Source organism: Sphingopyxis sp. LK2115 (genome assembly GCF_014595975.1).
Classification (GTDB): Bacteria; Pseudomonadota; Alphaproteobacteria; order Sphingomonadales; family Sphingomonadaceae; genus Sphingopyxis.
On sequence record NZ_JABWGQ010000016.1, the window covers coordinates 16,522 to 37,738 of the forward strand.

The 21,217-nt window shown below is 70.5% G+C and carries 29 protein-coding genes and 1 pseudogene; 10 read left to right on the top strand and 20 right to left on the bottom strand.

All coding sequences use genetic code 11. From position 1 onward, the window contains the following. Positions 1 to 128: 128 nt before the first annotated feature. From tnpC to HUW43_RS02990, 16 genes and pseudogenes are all read right to left on the bottom strand, one after another. Positions 129 to 1,688, bottom strand: a pseudogene (gene tnpC / locus HUW43_RS02915) (IS66 family transposase); the annotation flags it as partial. Between the two features lie 128 nt (positions 1,689 to 1,816). Then, positions 1,817 to 2,170, bottom strand: coding sequence for an IS66 family insertion sequence element accessory protein TnpB (tnpB, locus tag HUW43_RS02920; protein WP_067489571.1), 354 nt, complete (start codon positions 2,168 to 2,170; stop codon positions 1,817 to 1,819). After that, the gene (gene tnpA / locus HUW43_RS02925; protein WP_188236018.1) at positions 2,164 to 2,619 is read right to left on the bottom strand and encodes an IS66-like element accessory protein TnpA; all 456 of its coding nucleotides are present in this window, start codon (positions 2,617 to 2,619) and stop codon (positions 2,164 to 2,166) included. Before tnpA ends, tnpB begins: the two co-directional genes overlap by 7 nt. A gap of 250 nt (positions 2,620 to 2,869) precedes the next feature. After that, positions 2,870 to 3,127: a hypothetical protein gene (locus HUW43_RS02930; protein ID WP_188236019.1), complete on the bottom strand. Its 258-nt coding sequence runs from the start codon at positions 3,125 to 3,127 to the stop codon at positions 2,870 to 2,872. Further along, positions 3,124 to 3,798 (bottom strand): YcbK family protein, encoded by a 675-nt coding sequence (locus tag HUW43_RS02935; protein WP_188236020.1) that lies wholly within the window; start codon positions 3,796 to 3,798, stop codon positions 3,124 to 3,126. Before HUW43_RS02935 ends, HUW43_RS02930 begins: the two co-directional genes overlap by 4 nt. A gap of 115 nt (positions 3,799 to 3,913) precedes the next feature. Beyond that, a complete protein-coding gene (locus tag HUW43_RS02940) occupies positions 3,914 to 4,120 on the bottom strand; it encodes a hypothetical protein (protein WP_086620100.1) in 207 nt (68 codons plus the stop codon). Then, positions 4,117 to 4,314, bottom strand: coding sequence for a hypothetical protein (locus tag HUW43_RS02945; protein ID WP_086620099.1), 198 nt, complete (start codon positions 4,312 to 4,314; stop codon positions 4,117 to 4,119). Before HUW43_RS02945 ends, HUW43_RS02940 begins: the two co-directional genes overlap by 4 nt. Before the next feature lie 21 nt (positions 4,315 to 4,335). Then, positions 4,336 to 4,977: a DUF2793 domain-containing protein gene (locus HUW43_RS02950; RefSeq protein WP_188236021.1), complete on the bottom strand. Its 642-nt coding sequence runs from the start codon at positions 4,975 to 4,977 to the stop codon at positions 4,336 to 4,338. Then, on the bottom strand, positions 4,974 to 7,220 hold the full coding sequence (locus tag HUW43_RS02955; RefSeq protein WP_188236022.1) for a phage tail protein: 2,247 nt from the start codon (positions 7,218 to 7,220) through the stop codon (positions 4,974 to 4,976). The genes HUW43_RS02950 and HUW43_RS02955 overlap by 4 nt, the downstream gene beginning before the upstream one ends. Next, positions 7,220 to 7,675, bottom strand: coding sequence for a C40 family peptidase (locus HUW43_RS02960; protein WP_188236023.1), 456 nt, complete (start codon positions 7,673 to 7,675; stop codon positions 7,220 to 7,222). Before HUW43_RS02960 ends, HUW43_RS02955 begins: the two co-directional genes overlap by 1 nt. Further along, a complete protein-coding gene (locus HUW43_RS02965; protein ID WP_188236024.1) occupies positions 7,668 to 8,504 on the bottom strand; it encodes a hypothetical protein in 837 nt (278 codons plus the stop codon). Before HUW43_RS02965 ends, HUW43_RS02960 begins: the two co-directional genes overlap by 8 nt. Positions 8,505 to 8,521: 17 nt before the next feature. Then, positions 8,522 to 8,698, bottom strand: a complete 177-nt coding sequence (locus tag HUW43_RS02970; protein WP_188236025.1) for a hypothetical protein — start codon at positions 8,696 to 8,698, stop codon at positions 8,522 to 8,524. After that, positions 8,652 to 9,095, bottom strand: coding sequence for a hypothetical protein (locus HUW43_RS02975; RefSeq protein WP_188236026.1), 444 nt, complete (start codon positions 9,093 to 9,095; stop codon positions 8,652 to 8,654). Before HUW43_RS02975 ends, HUW43_RS02970 begins: the two co-directional genes overlap by 47 nt. Continuing rightward, on the bottom strand, positions 9,092 to 9,286 hold the full coding sequence (locus HUW43_RS02980) for a hypothetical protein (protein WP_188236027.1): 195 nt from the start codon (positions 9,284 to 9,286) through the stop codon (positions 9,092 to 9,094). Before HUW43_RS02980 ends, HUW43_RS02975 begins: the two co-directional genes overlap by 4 nt. A gap of 84 nt (positions 9,287 to 9,370) precedes the next feature. Further along, positions 9,371 to 12,271: a DUF2163 domain-containing protein gene (locus HUW43_RS02985; protein ID WP_188236028.1), complete on the bottom strand. Its 2,901-nt coding sequence runs from the start codon at positions 12,269 to 12,271 to the stop codon at positions 9,371 to 9,373. Beyond that, positions 12,268 to 12,897 carry a DUF2460 domain-containing protein gene (locus HUW43_RS02990; RefSeq protein ID WP_086620089.1) on the bottom strand — a complete coding sequence of 210 codons (630 nt, stop codon included), beginning with the start codon at positions 12,895 to 12,897 and terminating at the stop codon, positions 12,268 to 12,270. Before HUW43_RS02990 ends, HUW43_RS02985 begins: the two co-directional genes overlap by 4 nt. Before the next feature lie 83 nt (positions 12,898 to 12,980). Here HUW43_RS02990 and HUW43_RS02995 point away from each other — a divergent pair, with 83 nt between their 5' ends. Continuing rightward, positions 12,981 to 13,226: a FitA-like ribbon-helix-helix domain-containing protein gene (locus HUW43_RS02995; RefSeq protein WP_188236029.1), complete on the top strand. Its 246-nt coding sequence runs from the start codon at positions 12,981 to 12,983 to the stop codon at positions 13,224 to 13,226. Continuing rightward, positions 13,226 to 13,651: a type II toxin-antitoxin system VapC family toxin gene (locus tag HUW43_RS03000; protein ID WP_188236030.1), complete on the top strand. Its 426-nt coding sequence runs from the start codon at positions 13,226 to 13,228 to the stop codon at positions 13,649 to 13,651. The genes HUW43_RS02995 and HUW43_RS03000 overlap by 1 nt, the downstream gene beginning before the upstream one ends. Positions 13,652 to 13,658: 7 nt before the next feature. On the opposite strand, the gene HUW43_RS03005 is transcribed toward HUW43_RS03000, so the two are convergent. Further along, positions 13,659 to 16,172, bottom strand: coding sequence for a phage tail tape measure C-terminal domain-containing protein (locus HUW43_RS03005; RefSeq protein ID WP_188236031.1), 2,514 nt, complete (start codon positions 16,170 to 16,172; stop codon positions 13,659 to 13,661). 72 nt (positions 16,173 to 16,244) lie between these two features. On the opposite strand from HUW43_RS03005, the gene HUW43_RS03010 reads away from it, so the two are divergent. Together HUW43_RS03010 and HUW43_RS03015 are read left to right on the top strand one after the other, a co-directional pair. Then, complete coding sequence (locus tag HUW43_RS03010; protein WP_188236032.1) at positions 16,245 to 16,457, top strand: AbrB/MazE/SpoVT family DNA-binding domain-containing protein; 213 nt, start codon at positions 16,245 to 16,247, stop codon at positions 16,455 to 16,457. After that, positions 16,457 to 16,837 carry a type II toxin-antitoxin system VapC family toxin gene (locus HUW43_RS03015; RefSeq protein WP_188236033.1) on the top strand — a complete coding sequence of 127 codons (381 nt, stop codon included), beginning with the start codon at positions 16,457 to 16,459 and terminating at the stop codon, positions 16,835 to 16,837. Before HUW43_RS03010 ends, HUW43_RS03015 begins: the two co-directional genes overlap by 1 nt. Before the next feature lie 8 nt (positions 16,838 to 16,845). On the opposite strand, the gene HUW43_RS03020 is transcribed toward HUW43_RS03015, so the two are convergent. From HUW43_RS03020 to HUW43_RS03030, 3 genes are all read right to left on the bottom strand, one after another. Further along, complete coding sequence (locus HUW43_RS03020; protein ID WP_223181244.1) at positions 16,846 to 17,001, bottom strand: hypothetical protein; 156 nt, start codon at positions 16,999 to 17,001, stop codon at positions 16,846 to 16,848. 71 nt (positions 17,002 to 17,072) lie between these two features. Beyond that, positions 17,073 to 17,510, bottom strand: coding sequence for a hypothetical protein (locus HUW43_RS03025; protein WP_188236034.1), 438 nt, complete (start codon positions 17,508 to 17,510; stop codon positions 17,073 to 17,075). A 15-nt stretch (positions 17,511 to 17,525) separates the two neighbouring features. Further along, entirely contained in the window at positions 17,526 to 18,797 is a 1,272-nt protein-coding gene (locus tag HUW43_RS03030) for a phage tail tube protein (RefSeq protein WP_188236035.1), read from the bottom strand. Positions 18,798 to 18,967: 170 nt separating this feature from the next. Between HUW43_RS03030 and HUW43_RS03035 the strand changes: the two genes are divergently transcribed. The 6 genes from HUW43_RS03035 to HUW43_RS03060 all read left to right on the top strand — a co-directional run bounded on the left by HUW43_RS03035 (position 18,968) and on the right by HUW43_RS03060 (position 21,102). After that, entirely contained in the window at positions 18,968 to 19,231 is a 264-nt protein-coding gene (locus HUW43_RS03035; RefSeq protein ID WP_036857850.1) for a hypothetical protein, read from the top strand. A gap of 19 nt (positions 19,232 to 19,250) precedes the next feature. After that, positions 19,251 to 19,466 carry a hypothetical protein gene (locus tag HUW43_RS03040; protein WP_027443820.1) on the top strand — a complete coding sequence of 72 codons (216 nt, stop codon included), beginning with the start codon at positions 19,251 to 19,253 and terminating at the stop codon, positions 19,464 to 19,466. Positions 19,467 to 19,489: 23 nt separating this feature from the next. Further along, a complete protein-coding gene (locus HUW43_RS03045; protein WP_188236036.1) occupies positions 19,490 to 20,197 on the top strand; it encodes a DUF3489 domain-containing protein in 708 nt (235 codons plus the stop codon). A 3-nt stretch (positions 20,198 to 20,200) separates the two neighbouring features. Then, positions 20,201 to 20,395, top strand: a complete 195-nt coding sequence (locus tag HUW43_RS03050) for a hypothetical protein (RefSeq protein WP_027443818.1) — start codon at positions 20,201 to 20,203, stop codon at positions 20,393 to 20,395. Positions 20,396 to 20,515: 120 nt separating this feature from the next. Beyond that, positions 20,516 to 20,800, top strand: a complete 285-nt coding sequence (locus HUW43_RS03055) for a type II toxin-antitoxin system RelE/ParE family toxin (RefSeq protein ID WP_027443817.1) — start codon at positions 20,516 to 20,518, stop codon at positions 20,798 to 20,800. Further along, entirely contained in the window at positions 20,800 to 21,102 is a 303-nt protein-coding gene (locus HUW43_RS03060) for a HigA family addiction module antitoxin (protein ID WP_027443816.1), read from the top strand. The genes HUW43_RS03055 and HUW43_RS03060 overlap by 1 nt, the downstream gene beginning before the upstream one ends. The last annotated feature ends 115 nt before the right edge of the window (positions 21,103 to 21,217 follow it).

Genomic DNA, 21,217 nt, shown 5'->3' on the forward strand with positions numbered 1-21,217 from the left:
TGCCAGACTCGGAACGACCGCTTCGGGGTCGCTTGCTGAATGTCGGCTTCTGGCGGAAAATCGCAGATAGCTGCCATCGGCGCAATGGGTCCTCACGCAACGTCGGGGTCACTGGAACGAGCCGCCTTCCACGCCCATGGCAGGAGCTCGTCGAGGCGGTTGATGGGATGGCCTTTGCCGATGCGGTCGAGGACGTCGGTCAGCCAGACCTGCGGGTTCACGCCGTTGAGCTTGGCGGTCTCGAGCAGCGAATACATCGCGGCCGCCCGCTCGCCGCCGCAATCCGCGCCGGCGAACAGCCAGTTCTTGCGCCCGACCGCGATGCCGCGCAGCGCGTTCTCGGCAAGGTTGTTGTCGATCTCGAGCCGTCCGTCCTGGGTGTAGGCGAGCAGCGCGGGCTTCAGCTTGACGGCATAGCGCAGCGCCTCAGCAAGCGGTGAGCGCGCCGATGCCTGGCCGAGCACGCTGTCTGCCCATGCGAAGAAATCGAGCGCAATGAGCTGTGATGCCGATCGCTGGCGCAGACGCTCCATGGGAGGCTCACCCCCAACCAACCGTTCGATCTCGTAGAGTTGCGCAATCATGGCGAGCCCCTTGCGCGCGGCAGAGCCGCGGTCAGCAACAAGCACGTCATGCAGCTTGCGCCTCGCATGCGCCCAGCAGGCGACGGGCGTGATGGGGCCGGGCTCGCGGCCTGAGTCATAGAGGGCGTTGAACCCCGCATAGGCATCGGCCTGCAGAAAGCCTGCAAAGGCCGCAAGATGCTCGCGCGGTCGCTCGCCCTTGCGATCGGGGCTATAGCGGAACAGGGCTGCGGGCTTGTCGCTGGGGCTCCATCGGCGGTTATCGCGCAGATAGACCCATAATCGCCCGGTCGATGTCTTGCCCGTTCCGGGAGCCAGCACCGGGACGGGCGTGTCGTCGGCGTGGAGCTTCGGGCTCGCCATGACGTGTGAGCAAAGCCGCTCGACCAGTGGATCGAGCAGCCAGCTGACCTGACCGAGCCAGTCGGCCATCGTCGAGCGGGGAAGTTCGACGCCCTCGCGCGCATAGATCTGCGACTGGCGGTATAACGGCAGGTGATCGGCGAACTTGGCAACGATTATGTGCGCCAGCAGCCCGGGACCGGCACGGCCGCGCGGGATCGGCAGAGCGGGTGCTGGTGCTTGGGCGATGGTATCGCAGCACTTGCAGGCGACTTTGGGACGGACATGGCGCACCACGCGGAAGCTTGCGGGCACATATTCCAGCACTTCGGTGACGTCCTCACCTAGAACGCTCGCCTTACCGCCGCACGCCGCGCAGCGATCCGCGCCGGGCGCCGGATGCATGATCACATCGCGCGGCAGATGATCGGGCAGCGGCGCGCGCTTGGGTTTGCGCCTGGGCTTCGGCTCTTCACTCTCGTCCTGATCGACCTGCCCGCGCACGACGCACTCGGCATGGGCCTGCCGGGCTTCAAGATCCTCGAGCGTCAGCTCAAGCTGGTCGGCAAGCTGCGTCATGCGCTCGGACGACTGGCCGAACTTCATCCGCCGTAGCTTGGCAAGCTGGGCTTTGAGCTTCTCGATCTGAAGCGTCGTCAGCTTGATCGCGTTGCGCGCGGCACCGAGTTCGTCTCGCGTTGCACCGTGTGCTTTGCGCTCGTCAGCAAGCGCCTGTTCCGAAGCGGAAAGGCGCTCCTTCATTGCCTCGGCAAAGGCCCGAAGTTCGTCCGGATCGGAGGGTAAATCAAGGTCGGCGGGAGACACGAACAGCGGATAACATGATGGGCGATCTTGACCAAGCCGAAGGCAGGAAAACCGTGCCCGATTCGTTAGATATGCACAGGCCGTTTGGGCGGCTTTGGCGCCACCGTCCGCCGCCAATCCATAGCCTCCAGAAGCAGCGAAAACTGCGCCGGTGTCAGCACCACACCCCCATCGACCAGCGGCGGCCACACGAAGCGATGGCGCTCGAGCCGCTTGGCGAAAAGGCACAGGCCGGTGCCGTCCCAGATTAGCGCCTTGAGGTAGTTGCCGCGCTTGCTGCGGAACAGGAAAACGTGCCCACTGTAAGGGTCGAGCCTGAAGACTTCGCTGGCAAGCACGCTCAGGCCCGCAAAGCCCTTGCGCATATCGACCGGCTTGCTGGCGAGATAGACCTTGGTGCCCGGCGGCAGGCTCAGCATGGCACGGCCTTCAACGCGCGCAGAACCCGGGCGAGCGCCTTCTCGTTGACGAAGCTGTCGACGGTCAAGCGCGCTCCGTTGGCGAGCTCGATGGCAATCGTGCCTGCTCGTGGCGGCTCGGTCGGCGGAGAAGCCGCTACACCGGCCACCAAAGGGCCGACCGACGGCTCTGGCCCCTCAGGGATGATCGCGGGAGCCGAAGTGTCCGCTGTGGCCTCGACGAACTGGCCGCATGGGATAAACTCCAGCGCCTTCCTTGCAATCGCTTCAGCCTCGCACCGGTTGGCACGCCAGTTGTAGATTAAACTCTTGGCGATGCCATGCCTGCGCGCGACCGACGTGACCGTGACATCGGGCCGCAAGCTCTCCGCGACGATCGCGGCCTTCTCCGCATCAGAATAGCGCCGCCGCCGCTCCGTCCGCACGATCACGCCACCACCGTCGATCACAAGACCTCCTTATGGAGTCCAGAAAGAGCTCCCTTCAGGAACCGTCCTTCATTGCTCAGCGGCAACCCCGCAACTCGTGGTTGGCCGGACGCTTACACAACTTCGCGCCTGATCCCGCATGACGCTGTAGTCGGCGAGCATTTCGGCGAGAGCCGACCCCTCCGGCAGCAGATCGAGCTCGTCGGCTGTGCGTGCCTGGAACTCGCGGCTATACTCGACCACCGGTGGGCAGACGGTCGTGACGCGGGGCTTAGAAGCGACCGTTGTGCAGCCGGTCAGCGAGATTGTTACGATCGCGAGGGCGGCGAGCCGCCGCATCGAGCATCTGGCGTTGGACGTCATTGGTCTTCTCCGAGGTTTCGAGGCGTTCGGCGAGGCGACCAGCGCGCTCGCCGCAGCGCCGAAGTGCGAGCAGGAACAGGAGCACCGCGAGTGCGATGGCGCCGTAGCGTAGGGCCGCCCGCATCCACGGGGCGGCGGCGATCCCGGTGAACAGAGCGGCGATCATCGACGCCCCCGTTTCCAGTCGTCGATGCGGGCGTAGATCGTCACGGCAAGGCCCGCGATCGCCACGACGATGAACACCCAGCGCAAGGTGTCGAGATAGGGCACAAGCGGCAGGATCGCGGTCTGGGTCTCCGCCAGGACGTTCTGCGCCACCTCGACGCCAGCGGCGCCCAGCGTCGCCACGCCAGCTGCGCCGCTGCCCTTCATCGTGCGGCTGTCGGCCAGGACCTCTCGTGCGGGCGGCGTTTCTTCGGCGAACGCCGTCGCCCGGACCGGGAACCGCTCGCCCCACTGACGCGCCGGGCCGAGATCGATGTGGATGAAGCCCGAGCGCGGATAGTAGCCGAACCCCTTGAACCCGACGGCTCGGGCGGCGGCCTCGAAAGCCACCGGATCGTGGTTCGCCATGGCAATGTCGAAGGCGGTGCCGTCCATGTGCTTCGAGCGCGGTGCGCCGCCGATGGCGCGATTGTGCTGCGGGCTGCGATAGGCCGAACGGACAATAAGCGGCTTGCCGAGCCGGTCGCGCAGCGCCTGGAGCTTGTCGAGCGCCTCCTCGTGCACACGGATGGCGCCTGTGCCGCGACAGGCGATCTCGGCAGGCGAGAAGTTCTTCCAGCGCCAACGGTTGCTGGGCACATCGCGCCAATGGCGATAGGTGATGGCAGTCATGAGCGGTCTCCGGACAGGATGACGCCCACCCCTCTGCAAAAGAGGGGCGGGCGCGAAGGATGGGATGGAAGGCGCGGCGTGAGGGCCGGTCGGCCCCATGCCGCGGCGGTTCGGTTCAGGTCAGCAGGTTACCGGTGCAACCGTGCCGATCGCGCGGACGGCGCGCCTTCACGCCGAGAGGGAGCGGCGCGGTATCCGGCAGGGCCGAACCTCCGCGCCCTGCCTTCCCCGCCGGCATCGCCAGCAGCGCGCGGCAGGCCTCGGCGAGCGCGCAGGCCGCGGCGCGGCGCAGCCGGACGGCGGCAAGGCTTTCGCGGCTCATCGGCCCAGCCTTTCCTGGATGACGGCGGTGAGCGCGGCGAGCGAGGCGGCGAGTTGGCGGTCGGCCTCGAGCCGCTCGCGGTCATAGGCGAGCCGCTCCCTGGCGGTGGTCATGCGCTCCCACACCAGCCAGCCGATGATGAGGCCGGCCGGCCCGAAGCGGGTGGCAAGCTCGAGGATGAGCGATGGCTCCATGATGCTCCTCCTTTCATGCGATCAGCCGGCAGCGAGGAAGGTGATGCCGGCAAGCGAGCTGAACACGGCATTCGATCCCTGGAGGATCACCTCGCCCGCGGGCGTCACATCGACCCGGTAGGCGCCGCCGCCCGACCAGCAGGCGAACATCAGCCGCGCAGGTGGGCGATAGCCGGCAAGCAAAGTGAACACGGTGCCGTCGCTCCCGGCCTGCATCAGCCCCTCGATGCTCACCCGCCCATGGGCATCGCGCCAGTAGCGGGGTGAGGCATAGCCCGATCCGTAGCCGATCCAGCCGAGGGCCAGCGTCGGGATCTGCATCGCCTCGGCCGGCAGGTCGCCCCAGGCGCTGCCGGAGAAGGTCACGAGCCGCTGGGCCTGCTCGTCCCACAGCCGCCAGCCCGCGCGCGGCACGAGGAAGCGCCAGCCCGATTGCCACAGTGCGATCCGGCCGCTCTGACCCGTCCACGCACCGGTGGCGCCGGGCCCGACGATCCACGCCTCGCCCTCGGCGGGCGCGGCCGGCGGGGCGGAGAGGTGGCGGCCCTTGACCCGCCCCTGCACCAGGGCATCGAGCAGGATCAGCGCCTCGTTGTGGGTCACCTCCTTCTGCGCCTGGGCGGCATCGATGAAGGGCAAGGCAAGGTTGGGAGTGGTCGTCACAGGGTCACCTCCAGGGCTGCGCCGCGCCCCACCCGCTCGCTCAGCTGGTGGATGCGGCAGGTCACGGCAGGTTGCACGGTGCCGAAGTCGGCGATCTGGTCCGCAGCCGGGTAGAGCGCCTGCGGCTGGGTGGTGGCGATGGTGCGCCTGACGCTGCTGCCTGCCATGATGTCGATCTGATATGCCTCGCCCGCCTCGCCGAGCGGGGCATCGACATGGTCGCTCCAGGGCGCGGGCCAGCGGGTGCGGCGGATCCAGCGGATCGCCAGATCGCCCGCGCCGTTGCGCTCACCTCGCGCATGGACGGGAGCAAGCGGGATCAGCGCGCGCGCCTGCCAGGCAAGGCTGATGGTCGGCGCATCCTCGGCCCGGGTGCCGAGCGAGACCGCGCGCCATTGGCGCAGCGCCCCGCGCTCGGCCAGCGGCAGGGCGAGCCGGGCGTTCCCGGCGGAGCCAGTGAGCAGCACGAAGCGCTCGCCTGGGCCATGGGCGCCGATCGCATCACCGGTGCCGCGCCGCCCGCGCAGCAGGGTGGCAAGACGCCAGGTGCCCGGCGCGACCAGTTCGGCATCGCGGAACTGGATCACCTCCCCGCCGACGAGGCAGGCATTGGCGCCGGAGAGCACCGCCGCCTCGCTCACGCTCTCGAGCGTGTCGGACGGATCGAGGAGGCTGACGGTGAGGCTGCTTGCCCGGTCCCAGACATGGGGCGAGGCCGGTGGCAGGACGTCGAGCGCGGTGCCGAGCACGGCTGCCTCGGTGAGGTCGGCGAGCCGCTCCCAGGTGGCGCCGCCATCGGCCGATCGCTCGAGCACCGCGCCGCGCCAGCCGGCCGAGGCCCCGGCCGCGGCGAGCAGCAGGTGCGGCCCGTCGTCCTCCTCGCGCAGCAGCGGCAGATCGAGGAGGTGGGCGGTGGTCACCCCGGGCAGCAGCACTTCCTGCGGCGGCACCGGGGCCGGCGCGGCGCTGGCGATGCGCGAGAGCGCGGCGGCGCCGTCGGTCACCGCCTCGACCAGCAGGCTGCCCGGCAGGCGCAGCTCGCGCCGGGTGACCCGCAAGGTGCGCGCGCGGCCCTCGCCATCCAGCACCACCAGCTTGTCGCCCGGCTCGACGTGGAGATAGGCGATCGGCAGCTGGCAGGTGACCGTGTCGCGCCCGAGCCACTGGAGCCAGACCATCCGCTCGGCGATCGCCTTGGCCTCGGAGGCCTCGAGCACCAGCGGCAGGTCGACCGAGAGATCGGCGGTGCTGGGGCTGGTCGAGCGGCGGGCGCGCTGCGCGTTCACCTGGTAGTCGCGCGCGGGATCGAGGTGCTGCACGGTGATCTGGCGCGGCAGTTCGGCCTCCGCCGTGCGCCGGAGCTCGAGCGGCGGCGGCTCGCTGCCGAAGGGGTGGGCGCCGAGTTCGCCGGCGGGCACCCGCGCGACCGGCGTGCCATCGGCGGGGAAGAAGGCGAGCGCGCCCTCGATCTCGGCGGCATCGAAGAAGAAGGCGCTGCGCAGCGGCTCGAGCACCTGGCGGATGCTCGCCGGGCGCGCCACGGCATAGCCGGCAAGGTCGATGCGCCCGGTGCGCGCGGCATCGAGGAAGGGCACGCCGGCGAGGCTGCACAGCTCCTCGATCACGCTCGCCACCGTGGCCGAGGCCTGCGCCTCGACCTCGAAGGTGAAGTTGGGGATGCGGTTGCCGAAGTCGGCAAGCTCGAGGCGCTCGAACACCACATAGGCAAGACCGCGGTGCGCCGGGCAGCCCGCCGCACCGAGGGCTGCCTGCATGGCGGGATCGGGCATCTGGTCCTCGCTGCCGGGGTAGACGCGCAGCGCCTCGGCGTGGCGCTGCACCCCGTCGGCATCGCGGAACAGCTTGCCGTCGGCCCAGATGCGCCGCACGCCCGCGATGGGCCCGCGGCACAGCGCGATCGCGCAGTCGACATGGTAGCTGTAGGTGGTGGTGGTGGTCTTCGCCCCGCCGCCCTTGCCGCCCTGCTTCGTGGTGGTCTTGGTCTCGATGAGGCCGGTCGACCAGATGAGATTGCCGGCGATGCGGCCCGTCCCCCACAGCCGCGGGATGGGCTGGCCGTAGCTCGAGGCCTGCACCGCCAGATCGGCAAGACGCGGGCCCTCGGCGCTCACCGTGGGGGCGAACAGGGTGCGGTCGAGCGCCGAGCCGATGAGGCCGCCGATCGTGCCGCCCAGCGGCCCGCCGATCGCGGTGCCGACCGCGGAGAGGACGAGCGAGGCCATCAGTCCGCCTCCTCCTGCGCCACTCCCGGCAGGCGGAAGGCGGCAAGGATGCGCTGCGCCCAGTCCGCGTCGATGCGGTGCTCGACCACCCGGCGCCGGGGCGCATGGGCGTGGATGATCGCCGGATCGCCGGCAAGGTCGGAGCGGATCGCGAGATGCTGCGCGCGGCCCTCGATGGCGATCAGCAGCACGTCGCCGGGCCGGGCGGCGGCCGGATCGATGGGCTGCATCAGTTCGTGCGCGAGGCGGGCGAGCAGGTCGCTGTCGGGCCGGCGGGCATAGCCGGTGATGTCGAAGTCGGAGAGGCCGAGCTCATGCGCCACGGCGATGACGAGGCCGACGCAGTCGACCCCCACCCCGCGCCGCCGCCCCTGGTGGCAGAAGGGGGTGCCGAGCCAGCGCCGCGCGGCGGCCACCACCGCGGCGCCGGTGACGCGGGCGGCAGGCTCAGCCATGGACGATCTTGCCCCCGCCGCGCAGCGTGCCGGTGCTCGTGCTGCTGGGGATGATCACCGGGAACAGGCAGGCATCGTTGGGGATGTCGGGCAGGCCGAGCTGGGCCCAGTCGGCGACGTTGGAGAAGTTCGCCAGCGGCATGGGCAGAGCGGTGCGCGGGCGGGTGACGGTGATCCCGGCACTGCCCGCCGCCCCGGTCGAGGCCGAGAGCGTGACGCTGCTCACCCCGCGGATGTTGCGCCCCTGCTGGGCGGCGGTGCGCAGGCCGTCGAGGCTGAAGAGGCGCCCGGCCGCCAGACTGCCGCCCACGGCGAGCGGGTTGAGGGTGCCGGTCGAGCCGTCATCGAAGGTGACGGTGAAGGTGGCGTTGGCCGCGGTCGCGCCGCCGGGGCTGTAGATCTCGTACCACCACTGCAGGTCGGAGAAGTCCGCGCGGCCGATCCGGTCCGCTGCGACGCCGAGCGTCTGGACATCCACGCCAACCGTTTGCGCGCTCGTCACCGAGAGGTTGAGCCCGCCCATGTGCGCCAGCCGGTCGTGGATCTCCAGCGTCGTGGCGCTGGCGCTCGAGACCGCCCAGAGCCAGGCGAGATAGCTGCGGCGCGGCGCGGCCTGGTTGGCAAAGGGCAAGGCGCCGACGAGGGCCCCGGTGCAGACCTCGGCCGCACCGGGGATGGCGCCCTGCCCCGGCGTGCCGGTCGCGCGCCACAGCGAGGCATATTGACCGGCAGAGCCGGAGCCGAGGGCGATGGAGCCCTTGTCGATGACGATGCGACTGGCGCCGTTGGCAAGCGCATCGATCAGCTGGTCACGGGTGGTGATCGGCATGGCTGGGGTCCTCGGGTTCAGGGCGCAGGGTCGGGGGTCACATCGGGCCAGGCCGCGATTGCGGCGCGGCGGCGGGCCTCGCACAGGGCAAGGTCGATGTCGCGCTGGCGCAGCGCGCGCTCGGCCCCGGCGGCGGTGAGCGTGCCGTCAGGGCCGGTCGGGAGCGGGGTGCGCGTGCAGGGCTGCAGCGCCACCGCCGGGGGCGGCGGCACCTTCCAGGCCAAGGGCAGCGGCGCTGGCCTCGATGGACTGCACGCGCCCAGCATCAAGGCACAGCACAGCGCCGGCAGGGGTGGTCTCATGGGTGCGGGCCTCCTCGAGCGAGTGGATGATGATCGGCTGCAGCTTCTCGCGGGTGAGGGCATGGGCGGTGCTCGCCGCGCTCGCCCGCGCTGCTGCAGCAGCCTCGAGCGCAGTGATCTGCCGGGTCTGCGCCTCGAGCGCGGCCTGCCAGCGCGCCGCCGCTTCGGCCGCGGCGCGGGCCTCGCCTTCGGCCTTGCGCGCCGCCCCGAACTGCCAGAGCACGAGCGCGGCCAGCGCCAGCAGGATGAGGCCGGCGCCCATCGGCAGCAGGCTGCGCCACGGGCTCACGGCTCGCCCGCCTCGCCCCGGTCGGCCCCGGGGCGCTCCCACAGCAGCATGGCAGCGAGGCTGGCGAGCGCGGCGGCCGCGGCGGACCAGACCTGCCACTCGGCCTCGGAGATCCCGAGCGCGAGCGCGAGGCCGGCGAACCCCGCCCAGGTCGAGGGTTCGCGCATGCGATTGACGAGATAGCGGATCATGGCAGTCTCCATCGGCGCCCCGCCGCCAGCCCGGCGGGGCGCAAGGTGATGAGGCTTGGCTGGAAAGAGGGTCGAAGACCGCGCTCAGCCGCGCGGATCGGGATAGCGCAGCATCGCATCCTGCCCCGGCACGTGCGGCTCACCGCGGAAGTTGAGCACGTTGGCGAACTTGTCGCGGCAGGTGGCCAGCGCCTTGTCGCAGCCGGCATGGAGGATGAAGCCATCGCCCACGGCGATGTCGCGCCCCATCGGCTCCCACAGCTCGATCCGCCCGCCCACCTGGCTGCGCACCTCGCAGCGCCGTCCGGCATTGGCGCCGCTCGTCCAGACGAGCTCGCCATAGTCGGCCCAGCCGTCGGGCTTGCCGAGGCCGGAAGCCTGGAACACCCGGTTGTCGCTCACCGCGCCGAGGCTGCCATCGGTGAGCGCGGTGACGACGGCGCTTGCGGCATGGGCGGCGCGGCTCACCCCGCATTGGGGCGAATAGAGATCGACCCGGCATTCGGGGCTGTAGCTGTCGATCACCGGCTGCTGGATCGCCTGGGCGAGCCCGCGCAGCTCGGCGCGGAAGGAGCCGCCCGCCGCGCTCACCGTGCCGATCCGCCCGCGCCGCACGATGGTGCGCGGCAGATCGGGCGCGCTCCAGTCGATCACGAACAGCTCGACCGCGGCATGGTCATAGACCCCGGCGAGCAGGTCCGCGGCGGTGATCGCCTCGGCATCGAGCGCGCCCAGCAGCTCGACATCGCCCACCGACATGTCGGCGGCCGAGGCGATCTGGCTGGCCGAGAAGGCATTGGCGGGCTGGTAGGCGAGCCCGTCCACCACCAGCGGCCGGTCGTGCGAGGTGAACCCCAGCACCACCCCGTCGGTGCGTTCGATCCGCCAGCACTGGGCAAGGTGGGTGAGGCCGCCCCACAGCTTCCAGTCGCGCCGGTCGAAGGTCCAGCCGTCGCGCATCACCTGCTCGCGGCTCCAGACGAACACCTCGGCCGGCCCCTCGCGGAAGGCGCGCCAGATCGCCCGGTCGGTCTCGTGCCAGATCCAGGTGGTCTCGGGCCTCAAGGTGAACCCGGCGAAGTAGTGGATCTGCTCCTTGGGATAGCCGAGCACCCGGGTGGCGAGCAGCCAGGTCAGACGGGCAAGATCGTGCCGCGCCTCGGCGATCCAGTCATAATCCTCGATCTGCAGCACGTCGAAGGCGGGATGCTGCCAGTCGGCCTCGGGGAAGTTGAGCGTGCGCAGCATCGGCGCATCCTCGCGCAGGATCTGCGGGGTGAAGACCAGCAGGTGGCTGCGCCCCTCGCTCCCGTTGCTGCCGCCCCGGCCGAAATATGCCTGCGTCTCGATCGCGCCCGCGCCGGGGCTGTCCCAGGCATCGGCCCCGCCGCGAAAGCGCCGCTCGATCTGGGGCATGCGCTCTGCGGCCCCGGCCCCGCGCACCGCCTCGACCAGCCAGCGGGTGGCGACGCCCAGCTGGTCGCGGCACCAGGCGAGATAGGGCAGATGCTGCGCGGCGGGCTGGCCGAAGATGGTGGCGAGCCGCGGCGTCGGCACCGCCTGGCCGGTCGCCGCGGTGTAGGCCGCCTCGGTGGTGGCATCGTAGATGTGCGGGGCGTGATTGCCGAAGCTGCCGTCCCACCACCACGGCTCGCCGATCTGGAAGTGGCGCGGCGCGCCTTCCGGCAGCAGGTCCAGCACCGCGAGGAACACCGCGCGCAGCCAGGCCAGCGCCTGCGGATGGGTCGGCGCGATCAGGCTCGAGGGCGGCTCCCAGCCGGTCGTGGCCATGGTGCCGTCATGCGCGCGCTGCGCCCAGGCCGAGGGCATGAAGCGGGCGAGGATCTCGAAGGAGACCGAGACGATCACCGTGTAGCCCAGGGCGTGCAGGCGCGCGAGGAAGTCGGCAAGCCACTGCACCGTCGGCGCGTTGAGCGGATAGGCGCCCGCATCGACCACGTGGCGCTGTTCCCCCGCATCCCAGACGAGCGCGTGGAACTTGGAGATGCCCATGTAGAGCACGTAAGGCCCGCGATAGCCCAGCGCGTGGACCTGGCGCGCCAGCCGCTCAGGGGTGAAGGGATAGGCGTTGTCGAAGCCATCGGCCATCCTCAGGTCGTGCGCGTCAAGCGGGGCGCTGCGCAGCGGCAGGGTGCTGTTGGGGCCGGAGACGGTGATGTTGGTGAGGCTCACCTCGGCCTGCGCCTCGCCGAGCGGCTCGGGCTCGGCGGTCTCGACGAAGGCCTCGGCCCCGGCCGGGATCGGGGTGCCGCCGCCGGTCACCAGCGGCGGGGTGATGGCGAGGGTCTGCACCGGCCCGCTGGTGGCGGAAGTGACGGTATAGGCCGGGACATCGGGATGCGAGCCGAGGATATAGACCCGCGCGCCCGGGGCGATCGGTCCGCCATCGCCGACGTTGAGCGTGATCGTGCTGGTCCCCGGTGCCGCCGGGGCGGCGAGCGCGCAGTCGCCCCGCCCGGCGGCGAGCGGCTGCAGCGAGATGAACAGGCGCTTCACATCGTGCCAGGGCACTGGCGCATCGGCGTAGAAGCCGCCGCGCGTGGTCTCGTCGAGCACCATGCGGATGTGGCAGGCATCGGGCGTGCCGCTGGTGGCATAGTTCCACAGCCGCACGTAGTGGGTGCCATTGCGGTATGTCTCGACCGTGAGCGAGACCGATTGCAGCCGGTCCATTGGCCGGATGCCAGAGGAGAACCAGTCGAACTCCAGCACGCAGCCGCGGCAGTCCCGCGCGCGGTGGTAGGCGAACAGGCCGTGGTCCGCCCGGTCCTCGGTGTGCCAGATCAGGCCGGCAAGGTCGCGGTTGGTGCGGAACACCGCGCGCACTCGCAGCGCATCCGGCCCGGTGGTGATGACGCTCGCCATCATCGGCAGCGGAAAGTCGACCGTCCAGTATGCCGGCTCGAAGCGGCGGATCGTGGCATCGGCCTCGGCGCGGCGCGGCCAGGTGACGAGGCGGCTCATTCGCGGATCTCCACGATCGGGATCTCGTCGAAGCGCATCACCCCGGGCACCGGCGCGCTCGCCTCGAGCCGGTCGGTATCGAAGCGCGCCGGCACGTCGAAGGCAAAGCCCGCGCTCACCGCCACGCCGGCCGGCACGGGACTGTCGAAGATGACAAGACCGGTGTCGTGCGCGACCGTGAACCCGGAGGCCTGCTCGATCCCGCCCAGCGCCACGCGCACGCTGCCCGCCACGGGGCGGGTGATGCGGCGAATATGCGCGCTCGGCCCGCTGCCATAGGTCTTGATCAGCTGGAAGAACTGCCGCGCCCCGTCGCCGGTGCCGAGCAGCTGGTCGGTGGGCGAAGGCGCGGCACGAACGCTGCACGACTTCCAGTCGGACCAGTCGCGCAAGCGAAAGCCCCGCGCCCGCCCGGCCCGGGCATGGAAGAAGGCGAGCAGCGCCTCGTGATCGGCAAGGGTGCGCACCCCCGGCGCCACGTTGAAGCGCCGCCGCGCCCCGGCCCAGTTGCGGTTGCGCTGCTCGAAGCCCGATGCCACCTCTGTCACCTCGGTCGAGAACTCCGGCCCCGCACTCGAGCCGATGGAGATGCCGATGGGAAAGAGCACGTCGTCGAAGTCGGTCATTGGGCTCGGTTCTCCCGACTGACTCGAGAGGGCTTGGCGCGCATCGTCATATTCGATATCATGATATCAAAAGGAGGCATGCGATGGCTCAACTGGTGGTTCGCAATCTCGATGAAGAGGTCAAACGGCGGCTGCAGAAACGGGCCCGGCGCCATGGCCGCAGCACGGAAGAGGAAGTGCGCTGCATCCTGCGGCGTGCGGCACTTGAGGAGGATGTGCCCGACATCCCGCTCGGTTCGCGCATCGCCGCCCGCTTTGCCGGCCTGGGACTCAAGCAGGACATTCCCGAGCTGCGCGGTGAGATGGCACAGCCAGCCGTGTTCGACTGATGATCCTGCTCGATACCAACGTCGTCTCGGCTCTGATGCGCGACGAACCGGATCCGGCGATCATTGCCTGGCTCGACAGCTTGCCATCCGGCTCGATCTGGACCTCGACCATCACGGCCTTCGAAATCCGCTTCGGCATCGAGCTTCTGAGCGAGAGCCGCAGGCGCCGTTCGCTTGAGGAAGCCTTCGACCTGGTTCTGGCTTCCGACCTCGAGGGACGGGTTCTTCCCTTCGACGAGGGTGCAGCCGATGCCGCTGCCCGCCTCGCCGCGCGCAGGCGTCAGCAAGGAAAGCCGATCGAAATCCGTGACGTGCAGATCGCCGGCATCGCGCTGGCGCGCAAGACCATGCTGGCGACGCGTAACGTCAGGCATTTCGAGGATACCGGTGTGAACCTCGTAAATCCCTGGTCCGTCTTGCCTTGACCGAGCCTCAGACCCCCCGCCGCCCCTCGCCGAGCATGCGCGCGAGGCGGGCGCCGGCCTGCGCGGCTGAGCGGCGCACCTCCTCGCGATTGCTCACCGGCCCGTTGAAGTTGATCACCACATCGCCCGCTGCGGCCCGCTCGGAGAGCTGCCCGGCGAGCTTGGCGGCCTGGCGGCGGGTGAGCACCACCTCGCCGCGCTCGAGGATCGCGGGCACCTCGTGCGGGCCGAGCCCGGCCACCCCGCCGCCATGGAGCCGCGGCGCGGCAGCGAAGGCAAGCGCGGGCACCCGCCGCATCGGCGCGGGCGCGCCCACCACCCCGCCGGCATGGAAGATCGAACCGAACAGCGAGCCGAAGAGGTTGCCAAGATCCAGCCCTTGCGAGAACATGCGCGCGAGCGGCTCGGTCACCGCCTGGCGGAACACCAGCCGGGCGAGATCGGCAAGGATCGAGTCGATCAGCCCGCGAAAGTCGAGCTTGCCGGTGGTCACGAAGCGGGCGAAGGCATCCTCGGCCGAGCGCAGGGCGCCGGTCAGCGCCTGGCCCAGCCCCTTGCCCCAGTTGGCCGCCTCCTCGGCATAGCGCGCCAGTTCCTCGCGTACCGCCGCCCAGCCGCGCGCGGCCTGCTCGGCCGCCTGCGTGATCACCTCTCCGGCCTCGCGCGAAGCACGCCCCGCGCGCTCGGCCGAACCCTCGGCGCCGCCGCCGGGCTCTCGGCCAGCCGATCCGCCGTTGCCGCCCCCGGCCGCAGCCGCATTGCCGCCGCCACCGATCGCCTCGAGGCGCTCGTCGAGCATGGCGGCGGCCTCGCCAGCCTCGCCGATCCTGCGGTCGGCCTGCTGCATCGCCTCGCCCAGCGCCTCGAGCGCGGCGAGCGGCGCGAGCGCCTGCGCGCGCAGGGCATCGGCGCGGGCAAAGGCCGCATCGCTTTGCTCTCGCGCCTCGCCCGCCATGCGCCCCATTCCTTCGGGCATGGCGAAGGGATCGTCGGCGAAGGCCTCGGCAAAGGCGCGCCTTGCGGCACTGCCGGCCCGCGCCGCGGCCCCGGCGAAGCGGTTGTCGATCCGCGGCAGGTCGATCTCGGGCACCAGCGCGATGCGCCGCTCGGAACCCAACAGGTCGAGCCCGGCATTGGCCGCCGCGAGCAGGCGGTTGATGCCGCGCACGGCGGCGTTCAGCATCCGCTCGAGCGCCCCGATCAGGGCATTGGCGGCGCGCACCGCCAGATCGCCGAGCGCCTGCGGCAGGCGCTGCCAGATCGCAATCGCGGCAGTCAGCGCGGCCTCGAACAGGTTGACCGTGCGGTTGGCGAAGGCCACCACGCCGCGCACCGCGCCATCGAGCGCCTCGAGCACCGCGGCGCGGATCGCGTGCCAGACCGCGGCGATCCGCTCTCCGGCCACCTCAGCGAGGAGGCCCATGCGCTCCCACACCTCGCGCGCGAGATCGCCGAGCAGCGCCAGGGCCTCGCCGAAGCTGCCCGCGCCCTGCACGAGCCGGGAGAACTGGTAGACCAGCTCGCCCGCCGCCACGATCACGAGGCCGATGCCCGTGCGCGCCAGCGCGCCGCGCAGCACCACCAGCCCGGTGGCAAGGCTGCCGGTCGCGAGCGCGGCCGCCGCCAGGCTCGCCACCCAGCGCCCGGCCATGAAGGCGGCCAGGACAAGCCCGGTCGCCACCAGCCGGCCGATATTGTCGATCAGCAGCCCGATCGCCTGGCCCACCACGCCGCTGCGCCGCGCCAGCGCGGCCAGCCCATCGGCGATGGCGATGAGCACCGGGGCGGCGGCCACGGTCAGCTGGTTGACCAGCCCCTGCCAGACCAGCTGCAGCCTTGCGATGGCATCGCCCGCCTCCTCGATCGCCGCGGCATCGCTCTGGGAGACCGCCACGCCGAAGTCGGCGACGTCGCGGGTCGCCTGCTGGAGCGTGGCCGTATCGATCCGCATGAATGCCAGCGCGGCGCGGTTGCCGAACAGGTCGCTCGCCACCGCCGCCCGCTCGGCCGGCGGCACGAAGCGCTCGAGCGCCTCGCGGATGGCGATGATGCGCCGATCGACCGGCAGGGCCTGGAGCGCGGCGGCCGAAAGGCGCAGGCGCTGCAGGGCGCCCACCGCTGCGCCGCTGCCGGCCGCCGCCTCGCTCAGGCGCCGGGTGAGCTGGAAGGTGGCCTGCTCGATCTCGCCCATCGACACGCCGGCCAGCTCGCCCGCCCATTGCAGCGTCTGCACACTGGCCACCGTGGTGCCGATCGATTGGGCAAGCTTGGCTTGGCTGTCGATGAGCTCGAGGCCGGAGCGCACCATGGTCACCACACCGGCGGCAAAGGCCGCGGCCATGGCGGCGGCCGCGATCCGGATGCGCGCCTGCAGCGCGGCCGTGCGCTCGCCCGCCGCATCCATCCCCCGCGCAAGGCGCTGCGTGCTGCGCTCGCCGGCCTCGCCGATCCCGGCCAGCTCCGCGCGCACCTCGCGCCCGCCCACCACCGCAAGCCGAACCGAGACGCGTTTGTCAGCCATGGGTCGGGATATCCTTGCCTTGTCAGAATGCTTTTCTTACGTTCCTTTGATCGATCAATCAGGAGCAAGCCGATGGCCGAGACCGCAACCCTTTCCTCGAAGTTCCAGATCAGCATCCCCAAGGCGATCCGCTCGGCCCAGCACTGGCGGGCGGGGCTGAAGTTTGCCTTCATTCCCAAGGGCTCGGGCATCCTGCTCATGCCGGTGCCGAGCAAGGCGGACCTCGAAGGCATGGCCAAGGGCGCCAGAACCGAGGATTTCCGCGACCGGGCGGACAGGACCTGATGATCCTGGTCGATACTTCGGCCTGGATCGAATGGCTGGTCGGCTCGGCAACGGGAAAGCGCCTTGCCCCGCTGCTGCCGGAGCCGGATCGCTGGCTGGTTCCCACCATGGTCCAGCTCGAGCTTGCCAAATGGCTCACCCGCGAGGTTGACGAGGACGCGGCCGATCGCACCATCGCCTTCACCCAGACCTGCCAGGTCGTGACGCTCGACACCCACATCGCGCTGCTGGCAGCCGAGCTTTGCCGCGAGCATCGTCTGGCCACCGCCGATGCCGTCATGCTGGCAAGCGCGCGCATCCATGGCGCGCGCCTGCTGACCTGCGATGCCCATTTCGAGGGTCTCGATGACGTGCAATTCTTCGCCAAACGCCCCCAATAGGTGTCTGCTCAGCCCCTCTCCGCGGCCATCTGCGCATTGATCCCGCGCACCATCATCGCCTCGATCGCGGGCAGGAACTCGGCCGCCGCGCGGGCATCGATGCCGAGCGCCTCGGCCATGGCGAGCGCGGCGGCGAGGTCGAGGCCAAGGACCGCGCCCGGCACGGCGCGCAGCTGGCCGACGAGGCGCTGCGCCAGATCCCAGACCAGAGCGCCCTCGAGCGTGTGCGGTCGGTTCAGGACGGCAGGGCACTGGGCGCAGGTGGTGCTGCAGGCGCGGCAATAGCGCTCGCCTCCGCCGAAGTGCCACTCGGCGAGCCGTGCGAGGCGTTTTTTTCCTCCTCCAGCAGCAGGCCCTTCGCAACATAGCCGAGCTGGAAGGCCTCGAAGAAGGGCAGGAGGTCGAGCAGGGCATCGAGGCCATCGCCGCTCACGGCCAGGGGATTGCCATCGGCATCGCCCACCCCTTCCCAGTCGCGCACCGCGAGCCGCGCCAGCGCCTTGGCCATGGCCACCGCAAGCGCCTCGTTCGAAGCGCCCTCGCCAAGGCCGGCGACCAGCGGATCGCTGCGCGCGGCGGCCATCAGCGCGGTGGTGAGCGGCGCGACCAGCAGGCGCACCCCATGGCCGAGATCGAGCCAGAACGGCGCGCGGGCAAGATCGAGACGGATCATCGGGAACACTCCTCCTTACGCATAGCTGGCGACATCGTTGAGCAGGCGGGCGCGCAGCATGGTGCCCTCGGCCTCGTCGAAGGCGGCGCGCCACTCGTAGCGGGCCTCGACCCCGCCGGGGCCGCTGATCGCGTATTTGCTGCGCGGCAGGAACACCCGCGGCAGCTCGAAGCGCAGGGCATAGCCCTCGGGCATGGTGAGGCCATATTCGAGCGCGACCGGATCGCCATCGCTCGCCTCGCCCATGAGCGTCGCCCCATCGAAGCGCAGCGCCAGCGTGCCGCTGGCGGTGGCCAGCGTCGGATCGGCGGCATCGATCTTGCCGTCATCGCGGATCGTGCGGATACGCTCGAGACTGTTGGAGAAGGTGAGACTGCCGCCGGTGACCCCGGCGAGCGGCTGCCCACCGCGGCGCACGAAGCCGCGCGCCTGGGCGAAGCGCCGCGGCGCCCAGCTGGCGGGCGCGGCATCGACGGTGGTGGCGGAGCGCTCCTCGCCCTGCGCCACCAGCTGCAGGCGGGCATTGGCCGGGCCGTCCTGGCCGAGCTCGAACTCGATGCTTTCGGCCATGGTGCCGAGATGGCGGAAGAACACCGGGGTGGTGAGCTTGGGATGGCCGATCTCGATCGTGTGGCTCGGGATCTCGTCGGCCCCGCTCTGCCAGAGGTGCTCATGCCCGCCACCGGTGAGCCGCGGACCCGAGGGCGAAGCATGCGAGGCGGCGATGGTGAAGGCATTGCCAGAAGGCCCGGCCGTATCGAAGACGATCTCGAGCCGCTGGGTGCTGGCCGGACGGCTGTAGGTGCACTTGCTGATCTCGGGATTGGCCGAGGCGTTGAGATTGGTGACCAGCTGGTCGATGGTCTGGGTCACGGTCGCCTGGATCTGGGTCTGCAGCGCCCCCGGCGTGCCGGTGACGAAGGTCCACACCACCCCGTTGAGCGTGATCGTCTGCCCCGCGGCAGGGTTGGCGGCGAAGGTGATCGATCCGCGCGCGGCCACATTGCTGGTGACGGGCAGGCCGAACAGCGCGGTCAGCCAGAAGCCGGTGCCGCGCAGGTCGATCGGCACATCGATCTGCCCCTCGTCGGTGACGAGGCCGCGCCAGGGATCCTGCGCATTGCGCCCGCGCCCGAGCAGCGGATCCTCGCCGAGCGGCTGCATCGCGGACAGGTCGGTCGAGCGGAAGTCGAGGCTGCGCCAGCCGCTCGATGGCATCACGCCATAGCTGGTCTCGCGGGCGATCTTCAGCGTCGCGTCCGCGCCATAGGCACGCAGTTTGGGCATGGGTCATCTCCGGCAGGACTGGGGGACGGGAATGCCGCGCGGGCCATGCGCGCGCGGGACAGGATTATTGTTCCAAATCATGTGCTTGGTGAGTTGATAAGCAGCGCGGACAGAGCGAACAGGATGACACGCCGCGAGTTGCGGACGTGCATCGCAAGGGAGACCAAGCCATGAGCCAGACCACCACCGCCCGCCATGAGGCCCGCGCCGACGGGGGGTGCGCCGACGGGGCCCGCCGCAATCAGCAACAGGCCCTTTCCGCCTTCATCGCCGTCAAGGCCGAGATCGACACGCTGCTGGGCCAGCTGCGGGCGCTGAGCGACGAGCACTTCCATGCCGCGCCCGAGAGCGTGAACTGGGCCCATGTCGGCAGCATCGCCCACGCCCGCAACCAGCTGCGCGAGGTCGCCCGCTTCCTCGGGATCGAAGGCTGAGAGGCAGGGAGACCAAGCCATGCCCCGCTATGTGGTCACAATCGAAAGCCGTCGCCGCAGCCGCGAGCTTGCGGCTTTCAGCGACCATATCGACGCGCGACGTGCGCTGCATGAGGCGCTCGAAGCAGCGTCCGCCTCGTCGCGCCGCACCATCCACGGTCGGGTGACCGACAGCCAGACCGGGGACGTCATCACCCATGGCCGGGCATGGAATGGCTGGGTCGGGTTCATCTGACAGGACAGGGAAGGAACAGCATCATGAAACTCTCCGACACGCAGCTCGTGGTGCTCGCCGCAGCCGCGCAGCGCGAGGATGGCAATCTCCTGCCGCTCCCCGCCAGCCTTTCCGGCGGCCTGCGCGCGCGCAACGCCGCGCGGGTGGTGGAAGCGCTCAAGCGTCGCGGGCTGATCGCCGAGACCGTCACCAAGAGCTGGGCCAAGGCGGATCCTGCGTGCAACGCCTTCTGGCGCAACGACGAGGACGGCCGCGCCACCCTGCTCCACATCACCCACGCAGGCCTTGCCGCGATCGGGATCGCGCCGGAACCGGAACCGGATGGCCCGCAGGAGACCAGCGCCGCGCCCGATGCCGCAGCGCCAACGGCGACTGGCTGTCCGCACTGCGATGGTGCGGGCCGCCACCGGCATCAGGCCGGCACCGAGCTGGAGCACACCACCCGCTGCCATGTGTGCGATCCCGAACCGGAGACCGCAACGGTCAACGCCCCGCCTGCCGCTGCGCCGCCGCGCCGCGTTCGCCAAGGCACCAAGCAGGCCGCGCTCATCGCCATGCTCGAGGCGCCCGAAGGCGCCAGCGTGGCCGAGATCAGCGCCGCGCTGGGCTGGCAGCCCCACACCGTGCGCGCCGCGCTCTCCCATGCGCTCCCCCGCCGCCTCGGCCTTGCCGTCTCCTCGCAGAAGGAGGAGGGCCGGGGCCGGGTCTATCGTCTGGCAGCGGCAGGCTGAGCCATGGCCAAGGCCAAGCTGCACGACCGTCTGCTCGCCGCTCTCCTCGCCGCGGGCGAGCGCCGTGTGCCCGAAGCGGCCACGCAGCGCACCACCGTGCCCACCTGCAGCCATCCCAAGGCGCCGCAGGGCTGGCACTACCACGTCGGCCACGCCGGGGCCCTGCGCGTCGGTCCCACCGCCAGCGCCAGCCGCTAGGGCGAGCGAGACGCTCAGGGAGACGCTGCTCGGGATCGTGCGGCTGAAGCAGGTGGACTCCGACGGGCTGACTCGACAAGCCTGACTTGACATGTCAAGCAAGGCTTGACAGGGTGGGTCATGGAGATCGAAAGCATCGTCCACAAGGGCCTTCGCCGTTTTTTCGAGACGGGCGATCCCAAGGGCCTTGTCGGCGATGTCGCGCGGATCCGGCGGATGCTCGCCTTCATCGATGCTGCGGCAAGCTTCGAAGAACTGGCGCTTCCGCCCAATTTCGGGTTGCATCCGCTCAGCGGCGACAAGGCCGGACGCTGGGCCATGAGCGTGACCCGCAACTGGCGGCTGACCTTTGTGAAGCGCGATGCCTACACCATCGCCGAAGTCGATCTGGAGGATTACCACTGATGGCGCTTTCCATGCATCCCTCCTTGGCGGTTCATCCCGGCGAATGGCTGCGGCACGAGGTGCTCACGCCTTACGGGGTGAGCATCAATCGGCTGGCGCGCAGCTTCCATGTCTCGCGCCAGGCGCTGAGCAGCCTGCTCAACGGGCGGGCCGCGCTGTCGGCCGAGATGGCGATCCGCTTCGAGAAGGCCTTCGGTATCCGGGCCGAGACGCTCATGCGCATGCAGACGGCTCACGACATGGCGCGTGCCCGCGCACGGGCCGACGAGATCGTGGTCGAGGACCTGCGCCCCGCGGCCTGATCGCTCATGGACGTTGCCGGGACATTGCCTTATGACGCCGCCGCACCTCCGGTGGTTTCGACCGCTGGGCGCGGGGCCTCTTCGGGAGGCCCCTGCTTTTCGGGCCTCATGACGC

What these genes read in the sequence shown, in the direction of transcription:
- tnpB (WP_067489571.1), bottom strand. Translation starts at nt 2,170, where the DNA reads ATGCTGAGCCTGCCGCCGGGCACCAAGGTCTATCTCGCCAGCAAGCCG.
- HUW43_RS02930 (WP_188236019.1), bottom strand. Translation starts at nt 3,127, where the DNA reads ATGATCGCCGCTCTGTTCACCGGGATCGCCGCCGCCCCGTGGATGCGG.
- HUW43_RS02935 (WP_188236020.1), bottom strand. Translation starts at nt 3,798, where the DNA reads ATGACTGCCATCACCTATCGCCATTGGCGCGATGTGCCCAGCAACCGT.
- HUW43_RS02940 (WP_086620100.1), bottom strand. Translation starts at nt 4,120, where the DNA reads ATGAGCCGCGAAAGCCTTGCCGCCGTCCGGCTGCGCCGCGCCGCGGCC.
- HUW43_RS02945 (WP_086620099.1), bottom strand. Translation starts at nt 4,314, where the DNA reads ATGGAGCCATCGCTCATCCTCGAGCTTGCCACCCGCTTCGGGCCGGCC.
- HUW43_RS02955 (WP_188236022.1), bottom strand. Translation starts at nt 7,220, where the DNA reads ATGGCCTCGCTCGTCCTCTCCGCGGTCGGCACCGCGATCGGCGGGCCG.
- HUW43_RS02960 (WP_188236023.1), bottom strand. Translation starts at nt 7,675, where the DNA reads ATGGCTGAGCCTGCCGCCCGCGTCACCGGCGCCGCGGTGGTGGCCGCC.
- HUW43_RS02965 (WP_188236024.1), bottom strand. Translation starts at nt 8,504, where the DNA reads ATGCCGATCACCACCCGTGACCAGCTGATCGATGCGCTTGCCAACGGC.
- HUW43_RS02980 (WP_188236027.1), bottom strand. Translation starts at nt 9,286, where the DNA reads ATGATCCGCTATCTCGTCAATCGCATGCGCGAACCCTCGACCTGGGCG.
- HUW43_RS02985 (WP_188236028.1), bottom strand. Translation starts at nt 12,271, where the DNA reads ATGAGCCGCCTCGTCACCTGGCCGCGCCGCGCCGAGGCCGATGCCACG.
- HUW43_RS02990 (WP_086620089.1), bottom strand. Translation starts at nt 12,897, where the DNA reads ATGACCGACTTCGACGACGTGCTCTTTCCCATCGGCATCTCCATCGGC.
- HUW43_RS02995 (WP_188236029.1), top strand. Translation starts at nt 12,981, where the DNA reads ATGGCTCAACTGGTGGTTCGCAATCTCGATGAAGAGGTCAAACGGCGG.
- HUW43_RS03000 (WP_188236030.1), top strand. Translation starts at nt 13,226, where the DNA reads ATGATCCTGCTCGATACCAACGTCGTCTCGGCTCTGATGCGCGACGAA.
- HUW43_RS03005 (WP_188236031.1), bottom strand. Translation starts at nt 16,172, where the DNA reads ATGGCTGACAAACGCGTCTCGGTTCGGCTTGCGGTGGTGGGCGGGCGC.
- HUW43_RS03010 (WP_188236032.1), top strand. Translation starts at nt 16,245, where the DNA reads ATGGCCGAGACCGCAACCCTTTCCTCGAAGTTCCAGATCAGCATCCCC.
- HUW43_RS03015 (WP_188236033.1), top strand. Translation starts at nt 16,457, where the DNA reads ATGATCCTGGTCGATACTTCGGCCTGGATCGAATGGCTGGTCGGCTCG.
- HUW43_RS03025 (WP_188236034.1), bottom strand. Translation starts at nt 17,510, where the DNA reads ATGATCCGTCTCGATCTTGCCCGCGCGCCGTTCTGGCTCGATCTCGGC.
- HUW43_RS03030 (WP_188236035.1), bottom strand. Translation starts at nt 18,797, where the DNA reads ATGCCCAAACTGCGTGCCTATGGCGCGGACGCGACGCTGAAGATCGCC.
- HUW43_RS03035 (WP_036857850.1), top strand. Translation starts at nt 18,968, where the DNA reads ATGAGCCAGACCACCACCGCCCGCCATGAGGCCCGCGCCGACGGGGGG.
- HUW43_RS03040 (WP_027443820.1), top strand. Translation starts at nt 19,251, where the DNA reads ATGCCCCGCTATGTGGTCACAATCGAAAGCCGTCGCCGCAGCCGCGAG.
- HUW43_RS03045 (WP_188236036.1), top strand. Translation starts at nt 19,490, where the DNA reads ATGAAACTCTCCGACACGCAGCTCGTGGTGCTCGCCGCAGCCGCGCAG.
- HUW43_RS03050 (WP_027443818.1), top strand. Translation starts at nt 20,201, where the DNA reads ATGGCCAAGGCCAAGCTGCACGACCGTCTGCTCGCCGCTCTCCTCGCC.
- HUW43_RS03055 (WP_027443817.1), top strand. Translation starts at nt 20,516, where the DNA reads ATGGAGATCGAAAGCATCGTCCACAAGGGCCTTCGCCGTTTTTTCGAG.
- HUW43_RS03060 (WP_027443816.1), top strand. Translation starts at nt 20,800, where the DNA reads ATGGCGCTTTCCATGCATCCCTCCTTGGCGGTTCATCCCGGCGAATGG.